This is a genomic window from Pantoea sp. OVA07A (assembly GCF_019969975.1).
Taxonomy (GTDB): Bacteria; Pseudomonadota; Gammaproteobacteria; order Enterobacterales; family Enterobacteriaceae; genus Pantoea; species Pantoea agglomerans.
Genome location: NZ_JAHXYM010000002.1, coordinates 454,704 through 469,529, shown reverse-complemented (window position 1 = coordinate 469,529; position 14,826 = coordinate 454,704). Strand labels below are relative to the sequence as shown.

General features: G+C 57.1%; 14 protein-coding genes. 8 read left to right on the top strand and 6 right to left on the bottom strand.

Annotation, left to right across the window (positions count from 1 at the left end):
- Positions 1–3 precede the first annotated feature (3 nt).
- Positions 4–603 (bottom strand): GNAT family N-acetyltransferase, encoded by a 600-nt coding sequence (locus LC417_RS10625; protein ID WP_223565813.1) that lies wholly within the window; start codon positions 601–603, stop codon positions 4–6.
- 550 nt (positions 604–1,153) lie between these two features.
- Here LC417_RS10625 and LC417_RS10620 point away from each other — a divergent pair.
- The 4 genes from LC417_RS10620 to LC417_RS10605 all read left to right on the top strand — a co-directional run bounded on the left by LC417_RS10620 (position 1,154) and on the right by LC417_RS10605 (position 5,665).
- Entirely contained in the window at positions 1,154–2,485 is a 1,332-nt protein-coding gene (locus LC417_RS10620) for an extracellular solute-binding protein (RefSeq protein ID WP_010252044.1), read from the top strand.
- Between the two features lie 57 nt (positions 2,486–2,542).
- Positions 2,543–3,415, top strand: coding sequence for a carbohydrate ABC transporter permease (locus LC417_RS10615; protein ID WP_010252041.1), 873 nt, complete (start codon positions 2,543–2,545; stop codon positions 3,413–3,415).
- Positions 3,415–4,230: a carbohydrate ABC transporter permease gene (locus LC417_RS10610; protein ID WP_010252038.1), complete on the top strand. Its 816-nt coding sequence runs from the start codon at positions 3,415–3,417 to the stop codon at positions 4,228–4,230. Before LC417_RS10615 ends, LC417_RS10610 begins: the two co-directional genes overlap by 1 nt.
- Positions 4,231–4,333: 103 nt before the next feature.
- Entirely contained in the window at positions 4,334–5,665 is a 1,332-nt protein-coding gene (locus tag LC417_RS10605) for a glycoside hydrolase family 28 protein (RefSeq protein ID WP_033759728.1), read from the top strand.
- Between the two features lies 1 nt (position 5,666).
- Here LC417_RS10605 and LC417_RS10600 read toward each other — a convergent pair whose 3' ends face one another.
- The gene (locus LC417_RS10600; RefSeq protein ID WP_033769471.1) at positions 5,667–6,737 is read right to left on the bottom strand and encodes a tartrate dehydrogenase; all 1,071 of its coding nucleotides are present in this window, start codon (positions 6,735–6,737) and stop codon (positions 5,667–5,669) included.
- A 64-nt stretch (positions 6,738–6,801) separates the two neighbouring features.
- Here LC417_RS10600 and LC417_RS10595 point away from each other — a divergent pair, with 64 nt between their 5' ends.
- The gene (locus LC417_RS10595) at positions 6,802–7,740 is read left to right on the top strand and encodes a LysR family transcriptional regulator (protein WP_022625248.1); all 939 of its coding nucleotides are present in this window, start codon (positions 6,802–6,804) and stop codon (positions 7,738–7,740) included.
- Between the two features lie 201 nt (positions 7,741–7,941).
- Complete coding sequence (locus LC417_RS10590) at positions 7,942–9,036, top strand: YncE family protein (RefSeq protein WP_223565812.1); 1,095 nt, start codon at positions 7,942–7,944, stop codon at positions 9,034–9,036.
- Positions 9,037–9,066: 30 nt separating this feature from the next.
- On the opposite strand, the gene LC417_RS10585 is transcribed toward LC417_RS10590, so the two are convergent.
- The 4 genes from LC417_RS10585 to LC417_RS10570 form a co-directional block, all read right to left on the bottom strand.
- The gene (locus tag LC417_RS10585; RefSeq protein ID WP_010252030.1) at positions 9,067–9,360 is read right to left on the bottom strand and encodes a DUF1330 domain-containing protein; all 294 of its coding nucleotides are present in this window, start codon (positions 9,358–9,360) and stop codon (positions 9,067–9,069) included.
- A 10-nt stretch (positions 9,361–9,370) separates the two neighbouring features.
- A complete protein-coding gene (gene yghU, locus LC417_RS10580) occupies positions 9,371–10,234 on the bottom strand; it encodes a glutathione-dependent disulfide-bond oxidoreductase (RefSeq protein ID WP_010252027.1) in 864 nt (287 codons plus the stop codon).
- A gap of 218 nt (positions 10,235–10,452) precedes the next feature.
- The gene (locus LC417_RS10575; RefSeq protein ID WP_010252025.1) at positions 10,453–11,331 is read right to left on the bottom strand and encodes a sugar phosphate isomerase/epimerase family protein; all 879 of its coding nucleotides are present in this window, start codon (positions 11,329–11,331) and stop codon (positions 10,453–10,455) included.
- A gap of 18 nt (positions 11,332–11,349) precedes the next feature.
- Positions 11,350–12,393: a Gfo/Idh/MocA family protein gene (locus tag LC417_RS10570; protein WP_223565811.1), complete on the bottom strand. Its 1,044-nt coding sequence runs from the start codon at positions 12,391–12,393 to the stop codon at positions 11,350–11,352.
- A 330-nt stretch (positions 12,394–12,723) separates the two neighbouring features.
- Here LC417_RS10570 and LC417_RS10565 point away from each other — a divergent pair, with 330 nt between their 5' ends.
- Positions 12,724–13,749, top strand: a complete 1,026-nt coding sequence (locus LC417_RS10565; protein WP_223565836.1) for a LacI family DNA-binding transcriptional regulator — start codon at positions 12,724–12,726, stop codon at positions 13,747–13,749.
- A gap of 150 nt (positions 13,750–13,899) precedes the next feature.
- On the top strand, positions 13,900–14,817 hold the full coding sequence (locus LC417_RS10560; protein WP_223565810.1) for a TIM barrel protein: 918 nt from the start codon (positions 13,900–13,902) through the stop codon (positions 14,815–14,817).
- The last annotated feature ends 9 nt before the right edge of the window (positions 14,818–14,826 follow it).

The window sequence follows — 14,826 nt, the reverse complement described above, 5'->3', positions numbered from 1 at the left end:
CACTCAGAGTAACTGGCCCATGTAGATGGCATTGCTGCGCAGGATTGGGGTGAACCCCATGCGCTGATAAAAGGCGCAGACCTGCTCATTCTGCAGGCTGACGCCAAGATGGACACCGCTGACACCGGCAGTGCGCAGTGCCGCCAGCTCATGCTCAATCATCCGGCGACCCCAGCCGCCTTTCTGTGCCGCCGGCAGCAGGTTGATATGCAGATGAGCGGGCCACTGCGTCACCAGCATGTCAGCGGCCTGGTCAGGATGGCGTATTGAGTCGAGCACTTTGCTGTCGAGCGGCGCGCTGGCGCTGCGATCACGATATTTCTCCTGCAGCTGCGGCCACCATTCGGCCTGTAGCTGCGCTTCAAACGCGCGGGTATCGGGCGCGGCGACCACATAACCCTGCACCTCACCGTCCCGCTCCAGCACAAAAGCAAAGTCAGGCGCGAAACGCGCATAAGGCACAGCAAAACGCTGGCCGGGATAGTCAGGATCGGAATAGAGCGCGCGGGCATCGCCACCTGCATCGGCTGTTTCCAGGCAGATGCGGTAGAGCGCCGGGTAGTCCGCCGGGGTGGCCGGACGAATGACACCTTGATTCGCCATGGTGAATTCTCGTGAGTGAGTGAATCGGTCAGGGATTGAACAGATCCGCAGATAAAAGTTACGTTAATGAAAGTGGACTTAGTTTTCAAGATAGAATAATTACCTTATCTCACTAACACGGGCGCTTCGGCAATGTTTACCGGCATCGGGATGCACAACTGTGATCGCCGACACGCCCGGATCGTGGCGGCTGGCAGCAGATTCACGGCCAGTGAAAGGGGAAAAGTGTGAGCGTGATAGGATTTTCGTATGTTTTATCAGGACGTTATTTTGCAATGATTGCACTGGCATCTCCTGCTGCAGAAAAAGTAGCTGGCGACGCACCGCCACGGTTAATCGCGTAAATGCCAGCGCAGTGTGCTGAATTTCACGCCATGTCGCTGTTTATTTGCGCGTGCTCACAGCGTTGCAATTCCCCGCGCAGGCTGTTTGACTTTATTTTTTTATTAAAGTAAGTATGAGTGAGTGCGTTTGTGTGCGGCTGCAGCCTGCAGGATGTCAGGCGGTGAGATGAAAGGATGCCGATCCTGGTCTGAAGAAGGTGAGCATAATGTCTGTTTCCTCCGTTCGTTCGTTCCGAATTCGCAATGTGGGTCGGCTGCTGGCAGCGGGCCTGCTGGCGGGCAGCGTCTCGCATGCCGCCCACGCCGCCGTTACCCTGAATGAGTGGGATATCTACAACTACCCGGAGCAGACTGCCGCGGTAGATGAAGGGATTAAAGAGTTTTCCCAGCAGAATCCCGGCATTGTGATTAACCGCTCGGTTCACTCCTTTGAAGATACCCGTATTCCCCTGAAGCTGGCGCTGACCGCCGGTGATGGCCCGCAGATCGCTCAGGTCAACCAGGGCGGCGGCGATATGGGCTCGCTGGTTAAAGATAAGCTGCTGCTGCCGCTCGACAGCTACGCCGCCAGCAACGGCTGGACCACACGCTTCCCGGACTCGATTCTGAAACGTAACCGCTGGTCAGACAGCGGCGAGTTTGGCAGCGGCAAACTCTATGGCGTCGCCAGCCTGGGCGAGATGGTCGGGCTCTATTACAACAAAGCGCTGCTGGATAAAGCAGGTATTGCCGTGCCGAAAACGCTGGCTGAGCTGGAAAGCGCGATGGCGAAACTGAAGCAGCAGGGCACCGCGCCGATGATGCTCGGTCTGCTGGATGGCAACATGGGCCAGCAGCTGCTCAGCACCCTGTGGCAGGCGCAGATTGAGAGCCACGACCGCAAGACGCTGGATAATCTGATTTACGATGTGGGCGGCACTTTCAAAGACAGCAAGCTGGTCAATGCCGCCTCTATGATGAAGAGCTGGACCGACAAAGGGTACTTCTTCCCTGGCTTCCAGGGCATCGGTCACGACGATGCGGCGACCCTGTTCCAGAACGGCCAGGCTGCGTTCCTGGTCAGCGGCACCTGGTATCTCGGCCAGTTTAAAGACAACAAAGATATTCACTTTGCCGCGATGCCTGCCGGTGAAGGCGTGAAGCAACCGCTGATGGTGGGCGGTACCGATCTGGCGTTCTCCATCACCAGCACTGCCAAAGGCAAAGATCAGCAGGAAGGTGCGGCGAAGTTCATCAACTATATGGTCTCTGATGCCATGGCGAACCGCTGGCTGAAGGTGGGCTTCCTGCCTGCCAGCACCAACAAAGCGGCGAAAATGCCAGCGGACAATCCGCTGCTGGCCGAGGCGTATCAGGTCTGGCTGACGCTCAATGATTACGACGGTTTAGGCCACTACGTGGACTGGGCGACACCCACCATGAACGCCGAGCTGAATCAGAACGTTCAGCTGCTGCTGGCGGGCCGTCAGACACCCGATCAGATGGTAGTTAATTTTGATAACAACTATCAGCGTTACCTGAAAACACTGAAGCATTAAGCCGGAGGCCCGGCGAACAGCCGGGCCTGAGCCTCGTTCTGAACCACGAGTAGAGTTATGTTGAATTTAAGTGGCTGGCGTAATTTTCTCTATGTTCTGCCTGCGGTGCTGGTCTATGCGGTGTTTCTGCTGTTCCCGCTACTGGCCTCGCTGGGCATCAGTTTTACCGAATGGGACGGCACCTCGCTGCCGGTGTTTAGCGGCGTCAGCAACTATCTGCGGATGTTCAGCGATCCGGTGTTCTGGATTGCACTGGGCAATAACGCCATCCTGATGCTGTTCTATACCCTGTTGCCGATTGGCGTCGGCCTGCTGCTCTGCAGCTTTCTGTATGACACGCGCAACAACAGCGAACGCAGCGTGCTGCGCATTCTCTTTTTCCTGCCCTACATCATGCCGATGGCGGTGCTGGGCGTGGTGTGGCGCTGGCTCTATAACCCGGCGTTTGGTCCGATCGACCAGATATTACGCGCAATCGGATTGCCCCAGCTGGCGCTCTCCTGGCTGGGTGATTTTACCTGGGCGCTGCCCGCCGTGGGTCTGGTCGCCACCTGGTACTTCTTCGGCTTCTGTCTGGTGCTGTTTATGGCGGGCCTGCAGCGCATGGATCCCTCACTGCTGGAAGCGGCCGATCTCGATGGCTCGTCGCGTCGCCAGAAGTTTATGCGCATTACGCTGCCAGGCCTGCGACCCGAGCTGCGGATTGCCCTGCTGCTGACGGTGATCGCCAGCCTGAAAGCCTTTGACCTGGTCTATGTGATGACGCAGGGCGGCCCGGGCACCTCCACCATGGTGACCAACATCTTTATGTATAAGCAGGGCTTTGATCTGCACTACTTTGGCTACGCCTCGTCGGTGGCGGTGTTCAGCATGGTCATTGTTTTAGGGATTAACTATCTGATCCATCTGGCCTTAAAGGAGCGTTACTGATGCGAAGCACGCCGGTGATTTCACGCGCGCTGATCTGGATCGTGGCGCTGATGACGATTCTGCCGTTCCTGATGGCGCTGATGACGTCGTTCAAAACCCAGATGGAGCTGTTTCAGGGAGTCTTCACGCTGCCCGCCTCGCTGAATTTCAAAAACTACCTGACCGCGTGGCAACAGGGCCACTTCAACGTCTACTTCCTCAACTCGGTGCTGGTGGTGATTCCGGTGGTGCTGTTCAGCGTGCTGCTGGGCATTCTGGCCGGGTTCGGTTTCGCGTGGCTGAAAATCCCTGGTAAAAAAGTCATCGGAGCGATGCTGGCGCTGGGGATGGTATTGCCGAGTGAAGCCTTTATCATTCCGCTCTATCACGAGCTGCGCTGGATGGGGCTGACCAACACCTATCTGGCGCTGATCCTGCCGCAAATCGCCCTGTCGCTGCCCTTTACCACGCTGATGATCGCCAGTGCTTTCCAGCAGGTGCCGAAAGAACTGGTGGAAGCGGCGGTAATGGATGGGGCATCGCGGGTCAAAATTCTGTGGGGCATTCTGGTGCCCGCTATCTGGCCGACCCTCTCAACGCTGGGGCTGCTGCTGTTTATCTGGACCTGGAATGAGTTCCTGATCCCGCTGATTCTGGTCAACAAGGATGAGTTACGCACACTGCCAATTGGCATGATGTTTTTCCAGAACAAAAACACCATCGACATTCCGGTGCTGATGGCGGGCGCGATGATTGTGATTATGCCGCTGATCGTGGTGTTCCTGATTTTCCAGCGCAAGTTCATCAGCGGCGTCACCGAAGGGGCCGTGAAGTAATCTGTGATAGCCCGCACGAAACGGCGCACTGGCGGCCAGACAAAGGTTTGCCGCGTCGTATCGTGCTGCAATTCCTCCTCCTCAATCCTGCGGGAGACGCATGATGCACCTTTCCCTTGCTGATTTTCACCCTGTCGCCGATGGCGAAACCCCGGACACGGCCGTGCTGCAACGCGCTATGGATCAGATTGCGGCGGCGGGCGGTGGCCGTCTGACCCTGCCTGCCGGGCGTTATCGCAGCGGCTGCCTGAATCTGCCCTCTGATTTTGAACTCCATCTTGAAGCGGGCGCGGTGCTGATCGCCAGTCAGCGGCTGGCTGATTACCAGGCGGTACAGGCGCTGAGCTGTGCTGAGAAGTCCCACAATGTGCTGCTCTATGCGCTGGGCCAGCGCAATATCACCATCAGCGGCACCGGCCGTATAGACGGTGACGGTGAAGCATGGTTTGCCGCTGAGCGTGACGAGCAGGGCTATCGCCTGCCGCGTGCGGACCGGCCGCGGATCATTGTGTTTGAAGATTGTGAGCAGGTAACGCTGACCGCCTTTACCATCGTGCAGGCGCCGATGTGGACGGTGCATCTGGTGAGCTGTCGCCATGTGCATATCGACCACCTCACCATCGACAATGCCATGACCATGCCGAATACCGATGCGCTCGATATCGACAGTTGCGAAGCGGTGTTTGTCAGCAACAGCTATCTCAGTGCCGCCGATGATGCCATCTGCATCAAAACCACCCATAAACCGGCCGCGCTGCGGCGTCCGGCGCGGCAGATTATGATCACCAACTGCCTGCTGCGTAGCTACAGCTGCGCCTTTAAAATCGGCACTGAAACCTGGGATGATGTGGAAGATGTCACGGTGACCGGCTGCACCATTTTTGATTCCAACCGTGGCATCGGCATTCTGTCGCGTGACGGTGGCGCGATGCGGCGTCTGCTGTTCAGTAATCTGACTTTTGCCTGTCACCATGCGCCGCCCTGTCACTGGGGAAAAGCCGATCCGCTGCATATTTCGGTGCGCAGGCGCGATCCCGCCATTACGCCCGGCATCGTAGAGCAGGTGCAGTTCAGTAACGTTACGGGCGTGGCGGAAGGGGCGATTAACCTGCATGCGGCAGAACCGGGCTGGATACGCGATGTGGTCATCAGCCAGCTGCAGATGCGGCAGACCGTGGCACCGGTTGCACAGGGACACTATGACGTACGGCCGCCCTGTAACCCGGACTCCCCGACCGGCATGGGGCTGGATAACGCCTACAAACTTGACCCGAAAACCGGCGAAGCTTTTGGCGTAGAGCGCTATCCCGGCGGGCTGCCGGGCCTGTTTGCACGCGGGGTGGAGAACCTGCAACTGCACAGCCTGGCGATAGTACGGCCGGAACCGTTACCGCCAGGCTGGCACCCCGAGTGCGTGGTGCAGTTGCCGGACTAAATCACAGCGCGGCGGCGATGGCCATACCGAGCTGTTCGGTGCTGGCGCTGCCGCCGAGATCGCGTGTCAGGTGCTCGCCCGCTGCCAGCGTGCGTTCAATCGCGTCTAACACCGCATCACCTGCCGCTTTGTAGCCGAGGTGCTCCAGCATCATCGCGCCACACCAGATCTGTCCGATGGGATTGGCGACGCCTTTACCGGCGATATCGGGCGCAGAACCGTGAACCGGTTCAAACAGGCTGGGGAACAGGCCTTCCGGGTTGATATTGGCCGAAGGGGCGATGCCGATAGTGCCGGTACAGGCCGGGCCGAGATCGGAGAGGATATCGCCAAACAGATTGCTGGCGACCACCACATCAAACCAGTCCGGATGCAGCACGAAGTTAGCGGTGAGAATATCGATGTGATACTTATCGACGCGAACATCGGGGAACTGACCGGCCATGGCTTCAACGCGGCTATCCCAGTAGGGCATGGTGATGGCAATGCCGTTCGATTTGGTGGCGGAGGTCAGGTGTTTCTTCGGCCGACTCTGCGCCAGCTGATAGGCAAACTTCAGGATGCGATCGACGCCGGTGCGCGTCATCACCGTCTCCTGAATCACCACTTCACGTTCGGTGCCGGGGAACATGGTGCCGCCGACGCTGGAGTATTCACCCTCAGTGTTTTCGCGTACCACATAGAAGTCGATATCGCCGGGCTGACGATTCGCCAGCGGCGCTTTGACGCCTGGCATCAGTCGCACCGGACGCAGATTCACATATTGATCGAACTCCCGGCGGAACTGCAGCAGCGAGCCCCACAGTGAAACGTGGTCGGGCACCACATCGGGCCAGCCGACCGCGCCAAAATAGATTGCATCAAAGGTTTTCAGCTGTGGAAACCAGTCGTCAGGCAACATTTTGCCATGCTGCTGCCAGTAGTCGGCACTGGCGTAATCGAACCACTCCCAGCGCAGCGGAATGTTAAATTTCTCTGCGGCCGCATTCATTACACGGACGCCTTCCGGCATCACTTCTTTGCCGATGCCGTCGCCAGGGATCACGGCAACAGAGTGAATTTTGTCAGTCACAGGGTACCTTTCCGGTTGATGTTCGAATTGTGTACGCAGTATAACTGTCGCTTACGGGGAAATAATGAGCCTGAAAGGCAATCCAGTGTTGAATAAAAGTAGAGAATCCCGCACCTCCACCGATGATTTAGCCTTCTTTGTTCGCCTGGCTGCGCTGGATAGCCTGACTGCGGCGGCGCGCGAACTGGGACTGTCGCTGGCGGCGGTCAGCAAACGTCTGAGCCAGCTGGAACAGCGGCTTGGTGTGCAACTCCTGCGCCGCACCACGCGACGACTGGAGCTGACGCCGGAAGGGCGCCGATATCTGGCGGGTGCGCGTCCGTTGCTGGATCAGCTGGCGGCGCTGGAAGAGGCGGTCAGCGGCGAAACCGCCCAGCTGCGCGGCACACTTAACATCAACGCCTCATTTGGCTTTGGCCGTCGGCATATTGCGCCCTGCGTCTCGGCTTTTGCCGCGCTGCACCCGGAACTCTCGCTGTCGCTGCAGCTCAGCAGCCAGCCACTTAATTTTCTTGATGCCCACATGGATATTGATATCCGCGTCGGAGAACCGCCCGACTCACGGCTGGTGGCGCGCAAACTGCGTACCAATCCGCGCATTCTCTGCTGCTCACCCGCCTATGCCGCCCGGCACGGTCTGCCGGAGACAGTGCGCGATCTGGCACAACACAACTGCATTTTACTGCGCCAGCACGACAGCGATTTTACCCTGTGGCGACTGACCAGCGGCGAACAGAGCATCAATCAGAAAGTGCGCGGCAGTCTGATCACCAACGATGGCGAAGTGGCGATGCGGCTGGCGATGGATGGGCATGGCATCTTGCTGCGTTCCTGGTGGGATGCGCAGCACAGTCTGGCGACGGGCGAACTGCTGCCGGTGTTACCCGACTGGCAGGCACCGGATGGCGATATTTTTGCGGTCTGGCAGGCGCAGCGTCAGCTTCCGGCGCGTATTACCGCATTTGTGGCGTTTCTGCAGAGCAATCTGCAATCGGTTGATTAGCCAGGCTTTTAAAGGCAGTTTCTGGCGCGGCCAGACGCCTGCGTACAATAAACATACCGCATTAAGCTGATTCGGTTGCGTCATGATGCCGCTGCGTTTACAGCGTTTTAGCGGCTGCGTATGATTCTTATTCTTTTTATTTCCTGCCTGTCCTCTGCGTTGTGGCCAGCCGGGAGCAGCAGGCAGATAGGGGAGTTAAGTATGAAAGCGTTGTTCAGTCCGCGTACAGCGGCACTTACACTGGCGATGGTGACCACCTTCAGCCTGACGGCGTGCCAGATGCCGGCGAAAAAAGTGGATGCCAGTGTGCCGGTGGTGATGCAGCCCTCCAGCCCGGATAACCTGATTCAGCGCGAGCTGGGTGAAGGTTTGTACGAGATGGCCTATCTGCCAGCAAAAAATGCCCTCTATGTCGCCAGCGCGCAGGGATTTAAAGATATCAGCGGCGGCATGATCTACCGTCTTGATGCTTCCACGCTGCAGAGCACCGGCGCGGGACACTTCGACCTGAAAAACTTTGGTCTGATCAGTGCGCCTGACGGCAGCGCACTCTACGCCACCAACACGCTGGATGGCGGTATCTCTAAAATCGATCCTGATAACGGTAAGGTGCTGAAGCGCCTGATGTTTGACGAGAAAAACGAGAAAGGCATGCCCTATGGCACGCGTGAAATCTTTCTGCATGACGGGCTGCTCTATGTCGGCGGCGTGGGTGATCCGGGCGTGATCTGGGTGGTTGATGCCAAAACCCTGACGCTGAAAACCCGGATAAAAAATGCCGGGAAGTGGGTCACAGGCATCATCTTCTCGCCGGTCAGCGACCGGATTTATGCGGCGAACGGCAGCGGAGAAATCCTGGTGATCAATCCGCGCAATAACAAAATCGAGCAGCGCCTGACGGCGGGTGACGGGCAGGAGTATCTGTTCCTGAATATGGCCGAGGATCCGGCAACCGGTCGCCTGTTTGTTACGGATAATTCAAAAGCGAAAAATACGCTGGTGTTTGATGAGCGCAGCGGCAAGGTCATTAAGCGTCTGAATCTGGGCGACTCACTGGGGATTAAGTTTAATGGCAAGCGCAATGAGATTTATATCAGCCAGCGCGAATCGAAGAAGGTGCTGCAGCTGGATGGCACCACCTATGAGGTGAAAAACAGCTGGTCATTTGATAGCCACCCCAACAGTCTGCTGGTCTCACCGGACGGGCAGACCCTGTTCGTCACCCTGAAGCAGGGCTTCAATGACGATCACAGCAGTCAGGGGCTGGATGGCGTGGCGCGTATCACACTGCAATAAGAAAAGGCGGCATCGCTGCCGCCTGCATCTTTACTTAGCCACACCTTCTACCAGCACCACGCGATAGTTCGCGCCTTTCAGACGGTGCGCTTTGGCAGCCTGATATTCCGGGCTGTCATACCAGGCATGTGCGGCTTCGCGGCTCGCGAATTCCAGAATCACCACGCCTTCCGCTTCCTGTCCTTCCAGCGTTTCAAGTTCGCCATAAAAGGCGAGAGGATTGATCTGATGATCGCCGCGAGCCTCGCCCGCTTTCTCGGCATAGATCGCCATTTCGTCCTGGTTCAGGGTGTTATCACGAATAAATACAACATATGCACTCACAGATCTCTCCTTAAGCTTTTTTATCCTGGGTTTTGGTATCGAAGTCAGCGGCATCATGACGCTCGTGCAGCTGATCGGCCGGGTCGCCCATGACACGGTTGACCTTGCGGCCACGAATTACAGCAGGTCGCAGCGCGATCTCTTTCGCCCAGCGCACCACATTTTTATAGGACTGCACATCCAGGAATTCGGCACCGCCATACTGGTCATTCAGCACCATGTTGCCGTACCACGGCCAGGTGGCGATATCAGCGATGGTGTAGTCATCACCGGCCAGATAGCGGTTATCTGCCAGCTGACGATCCAGCACGTCGAGCTGACGCTTCGCTTCCAGCGTGAAGCGGTTAATGGCGTACTCAATTTTTTCTGGCGCGTAGTGATAGAAATGACCGAAACCACCGCCCAGGTAAGGCGCTGAGCCCTGTAACCAGAAGAGCCAGTTCAGGGTTTCGGTGCGGCCAGCGATATCTTTCGGCAGGAAGTAGCCATACTTCTCCGCCAGATAGAGCAGGATGTTGCCCGATTCAAATACCCGAATCGGCGGCGTTGCTGAGTGGTCGCTCAGCGCCGGGATTTTCGAGTTCGGGTTTACGTCGACAAAACCGCTGGAGAACTGATCGCCTTCGCCGATACGGATCAGCCAGGCATCATATTCCGCATCGTTGACGTTAAGCGCCAGCAGCTCTTCCAGCAGGATGGTCACTTTCTGGCCGTTAGGCGTGCCAAGCGAATAGAGCTGTAAAGGATGCTTGCCGACCGGCAACGCTTTTTCATGGGTGGGACCAGCGAACGGACGATTAGTTTTAGCGCCGTTACCTTTGGCTTCAGGGTCCCAGGTCCAGACTTTTGCGGGCTGATATGCATTTTCCGACATAATGAAAGTTCGCCTTATGGTGTGGTATTGGTCTGGAGTGTAGCAGGTGCTGCGAAGGGGGTTTAACTCTGCTGGCTGCGCAAGGCCGTGCTGCAGGGGGCTGATGTCAGGCGGGCAGCGGCACAGGAGAAAAGTGAATAAAAGTGTGTCAGGCAGGTGGTTCGTTATCCTGAGCGGAGGTGGCCGTGCAGTCAGCAGCGACTGCACGGCAGGCAGGGTTACAGCAGTTCACGCTCAATCAGTTCGCGGGTTTCTACCGCCTGAACCTTCATCTTTTCCGGGTAGCCAAACAGAGACGCCGCGATGATCGGTTCACCGCCGACTTTATAACTGCGGGTGGCAAAGCCGGTGTCGCGCAGCGTTTTAAACAGGGTGTCGAAGTCCACTTCGCCTTCGCCCACGCCGACATGCTGGTGAATGGTGGCATCCACCCCTGGCGGGTTAACGATGTAGCGACAGTGTTTTGTATGGTTCATGGTGTCGGCGATCAGCATGTGTGACAGATCGTCACCGGCATACTCCAGCATCGGTTTCACATCACCTTTGCCTTTGTCATAAAAGAAAGTGTGTGGCGCGCTGTAGATATACTTCACATTATCGCTGCGAAACGACTTCACGATATCCACGGTTTCGTTGTTCTCTTCGCAGAAATCCCATGGATGCGCCTGGATTTCGACGCGGATGCCTTCACGTTCGATGATTGGCAGCAGCTCTTCCATGGAGCGATAGAACATCTCTTCACAGATTTCCGGCTCGTTAGGCGTGCCGGAGAGCTCGGTGTTGATCACCTGCACACCCATCTCAACCGCGATCTCGATCATCCGCTTCCAGTTCTTCACCGCCGCCTGACGACGCAGCTCATCCGGGCCGGACCAGCGATAGACCACGATAAACGAGGAGATCTCCAGCCCGGTGGCGTTTAACGCATTCTTATACTCGGTGATGATTTCACGGCTGGCTTTAGGATGTTTATAAAACGGGTTGATCTGCGGATGCGGCGACTGTTCGATATATTTGTATCCCCAGTCGGCCACCTGATGAACCATACGGGTGATGCCTAAATCTTTAATCACATCCACATCAAAAGCGATTTTCATCTTTCTGCTCCGGGCACATTAAGGTTGCTGTTCTTCATTGAAGGTCACGCCAATCTGCTGCCTGACGTTGTCCATCGTGGCCAGGGTGGTAATCGCCTGGTCAAGCGAATGGATGGGTGAATCGATCCGGTTCTGACCGATACACCAGGCGAAATGGTTAATTTCATGACAGAGCTGTTCATAGCGGCTGGCAGGCTCCTGCCACTGCAGGCGATGACGCCGATCGCTGGAGGTCAGGGTGAAGTTACCGGGCGCATAGAACTGGCCCGCCAGTTCCAGCGTGGCCTCGCGTCCGGCGATCACCGCGCCGCCTGGCGTGTTGCTGAACAGGGTGGTATTCAGCACCGAATGCATGCCGTGCTGATGGGTAAACAGCATCGACGTCTGACCGTTTACACGCCCATCCGGGACGGGCTGGCCCCGGGCGACGATCGTGTCAGGCGCACCGCCGCCAACAAACACGCTAAGCGCCACCAGATAGCTGCCCAGATCCAGCATCGGGCCGCCCGCCAGATCGGCGTTGAAGATGCGGTGGTCCGGGGTGAAAAACTCGCCATGATCGGCAATCAGGGTGTGAACATCGCCGAGCACGCCATCCTCCAGCAACTGACGGATAACGTCATATTTCGGTGTGAAGTTGCACCACATCGCCTCCATACAGAGCAGGTTCGCGGCAGCGGCGGCCTGTTTAAGCTGTGTCGCCTGTTGAGCATTCAGCGCCAGCGGCTTTTCAATCAGCAGATGCTTTCCGGCGGCAATCGCGCGCAGACCATCGGGAAAATGGTGGTTGTGGGGCGTGGCGATATAGACCGCATCAACATCCTCCCGCGCCAGCAGCACGTCGATACTGCCCGTGGCATGGCTGATTGACCATTTGTCGGCAAAGGCCTGTGCTTTTGCCGGGTCACGCGCAGCCACCGCCGTGATCTGCTGATGGGTATGCTTGCGCAGTGCATGGGCAAAATGGTCGGCGATCCAGCCCGGCCCGATAATGCCCCAGCGCAACTGTGGTACCTGGCTGGCAGCGGTCAGGCGTGGAACCGGAAGCGTTGAAGGGAACATAACTTTTCCTTTTGTACGTGCAGGCAGGTGCTGCTCAGGGCTCCACTATAGAAAGCCCGCCGTCGTCGCTCTAACCTTTTAATGATGTGATCCCATCAACCCGATCGGCGCAGGATTTTTATCCGTTTTAGCAAATGGGCGTTTTAAAGAGAATGCAGAAAGAAATGAATGTTTCATTTTGCGAGGAAGATCAAGATTAACGCTGGCTTTCTATCAAATAAATGAGAGGAAATGGCTGTGCCGCGATAGAGTGTTGATGTCTCAGACAACAGAATATTTAGGCGTAGCCGTCAGCCAGCGCTACAGAGAGCAGAAGCAGGGGGAAGGATGATGTCAAAAGTGACGATGACCGCTATTGCGCAGGCGGCGGGCGTGGGCGTGGCCACCGTGGATCGGGTGCTGAATGGACGCGCGCCGGTGCGCAGCGTGACCGAGCAGAAAGTGCTGGCTGCGGCCCGCGAGCTGGGCTATCACCTGACGCAGGCACACATCCGGACAACATCGCCGCTCGCTGCGGCAACAGTTCGCGTGAGCTTTATCCTGCTGCCTGCCCGTTATTCGTTTTATCAGCAGCTGGGCGAGATGCTGAAACAGCAGCTGAAGGTGCAGCAGCCACAGGGCAGCGAACCTGAATTCTGCTGGCATGATATTCATGAAGTGGAGGCGGTGGCGCACTCGCTGCGTCTGCTGGCACAGCGCAGTGATGTGATTGCGCTGGTGGCGCTGGATCATCCGCTGATTCGTCACGCGATTCAGGATGTGTCACGACTGGGCGTACGGGTTTACGCGCTCTTTTCTGATTTCTCGCCCTGTGAGCATGCGGGGTTTATCGGCATTGATAATCAGAAAGCGGGACGTACGGCGGCCTGGATGGCACAGCATCTGCTGCGTCAGCCGGGATGCGTTGGGGTGCTGCTGGGCGATCACCGCTTTACCTGCCAGGAGAGCAGCGAGATCAGTTTCCGCTCTTACCTGCGCGAGTCAGGCATCAGCCAGCGGGTACTGGAACCGTTAAAAACGCATGAGTCGGGTGAAGGAGGCTATCAGGCGACCCGGCAGTTGCTGGACACCCATGATGATCTGGTGATGATTTATGCGCCCTGCGGCGGCATAGAGGGCGTGGTGCAGGCGCTGCGTGACAGCGGACGCAGGCAGATCGATCTGCTGTGCCACGGTCCGCTGCCCGGCGATGAGCTGGCGCTGATTGATGGCACCATTACGCTGATGTTGCGCCATCGTATTGATGCCATGGCTGCGGCGGTGATCGCCACCTGCCTCAACAGCCGGATGGAACAGCGCGACCATTTTGCGCAGGTGACCGTACCCTTTGAAATCGTGACGCGTGAAAACCTGTAGAAAGAGCAGGTTAGCGGGTATTTGATAGAAAACTATCATATAAAGAAATATTTAAACGCGATCTCTATCAAAAAATGAAACTTTCATTGTTGTCTGAGATGAAATTTTCATTTGATACTGCCAGCAGTTCTCACTGCACAGGCAGATATCATGACCTTTCACATTGCTAATGCGCCCTGTAGCTGGGGCGTCGACGATCCCGCTAATCCCTGGCTGCCGCCATGGCAGAAAGTCCTGACTGAAGCCGCTCTGGCTGGCTATCCCAGTATCGAACTTGGCCCCTGGGGCTATCTGCCAGCGGATGCAGCCGAACTGACCCGGCAGCTTAATGCGCATCAGCTTTCGCTGGTGGCGGGTACGATTTTTGATGATTTGGTCAGTGAAGCGCATTTCCCTGAACTGGTCACACTGACCCACAACCTGTGCCGTACCCTGGCCAGTGTGCCAACCGCCGTCAAAACGCCCGGCGCCAGCGCGCCTTATCTGGTGGTCATCGACTTCGGGAATCCGGAGCGGGCGAAATATGCCGGTCAGTCAGAAAAAGCGCCACGGCTCTCCGCTGACGACTGGCAGCGCATGATGCGACACATCACCATTCTGAGTGAGATTGCCTGGCAGGAGTATGGCGTGCGACCGGTGATCCATCCGCATGCGGGCGGCTGCATTGAGTTTGCCGATGAGCTTGCGCGGCTGGTCAGTGATATTCCGCATCAGGTGGCTGGTTTATGTCTGGATACCGGCCATCTCTATTACGCCGGGATGGATCCGGTCGCTTCACTGCAACAGTACTGGACCCGCATCGATTACCTCCACTTCAAAGACGTTAACCAGCGGGTCTGGCGAGACGCCCTCTCTCGCGGACTCGACTTTTTCACTGCCTGCGCGCAGGGGGTGATGTGTCCGCTGGGGCAGGGCGCAATTGACTATCCGGCGGTGCGCACGCTGCTGACTGAGCGTAACTATCAGGGCTGGATCACCATCGAACAGGAGCGTGATCCGCGCCATGCCGACACCAGTCTGCGGGATGTTAAAGCCAGCCTGGACTATCTCCGATCAACAGGATTCTGAGGACAACAG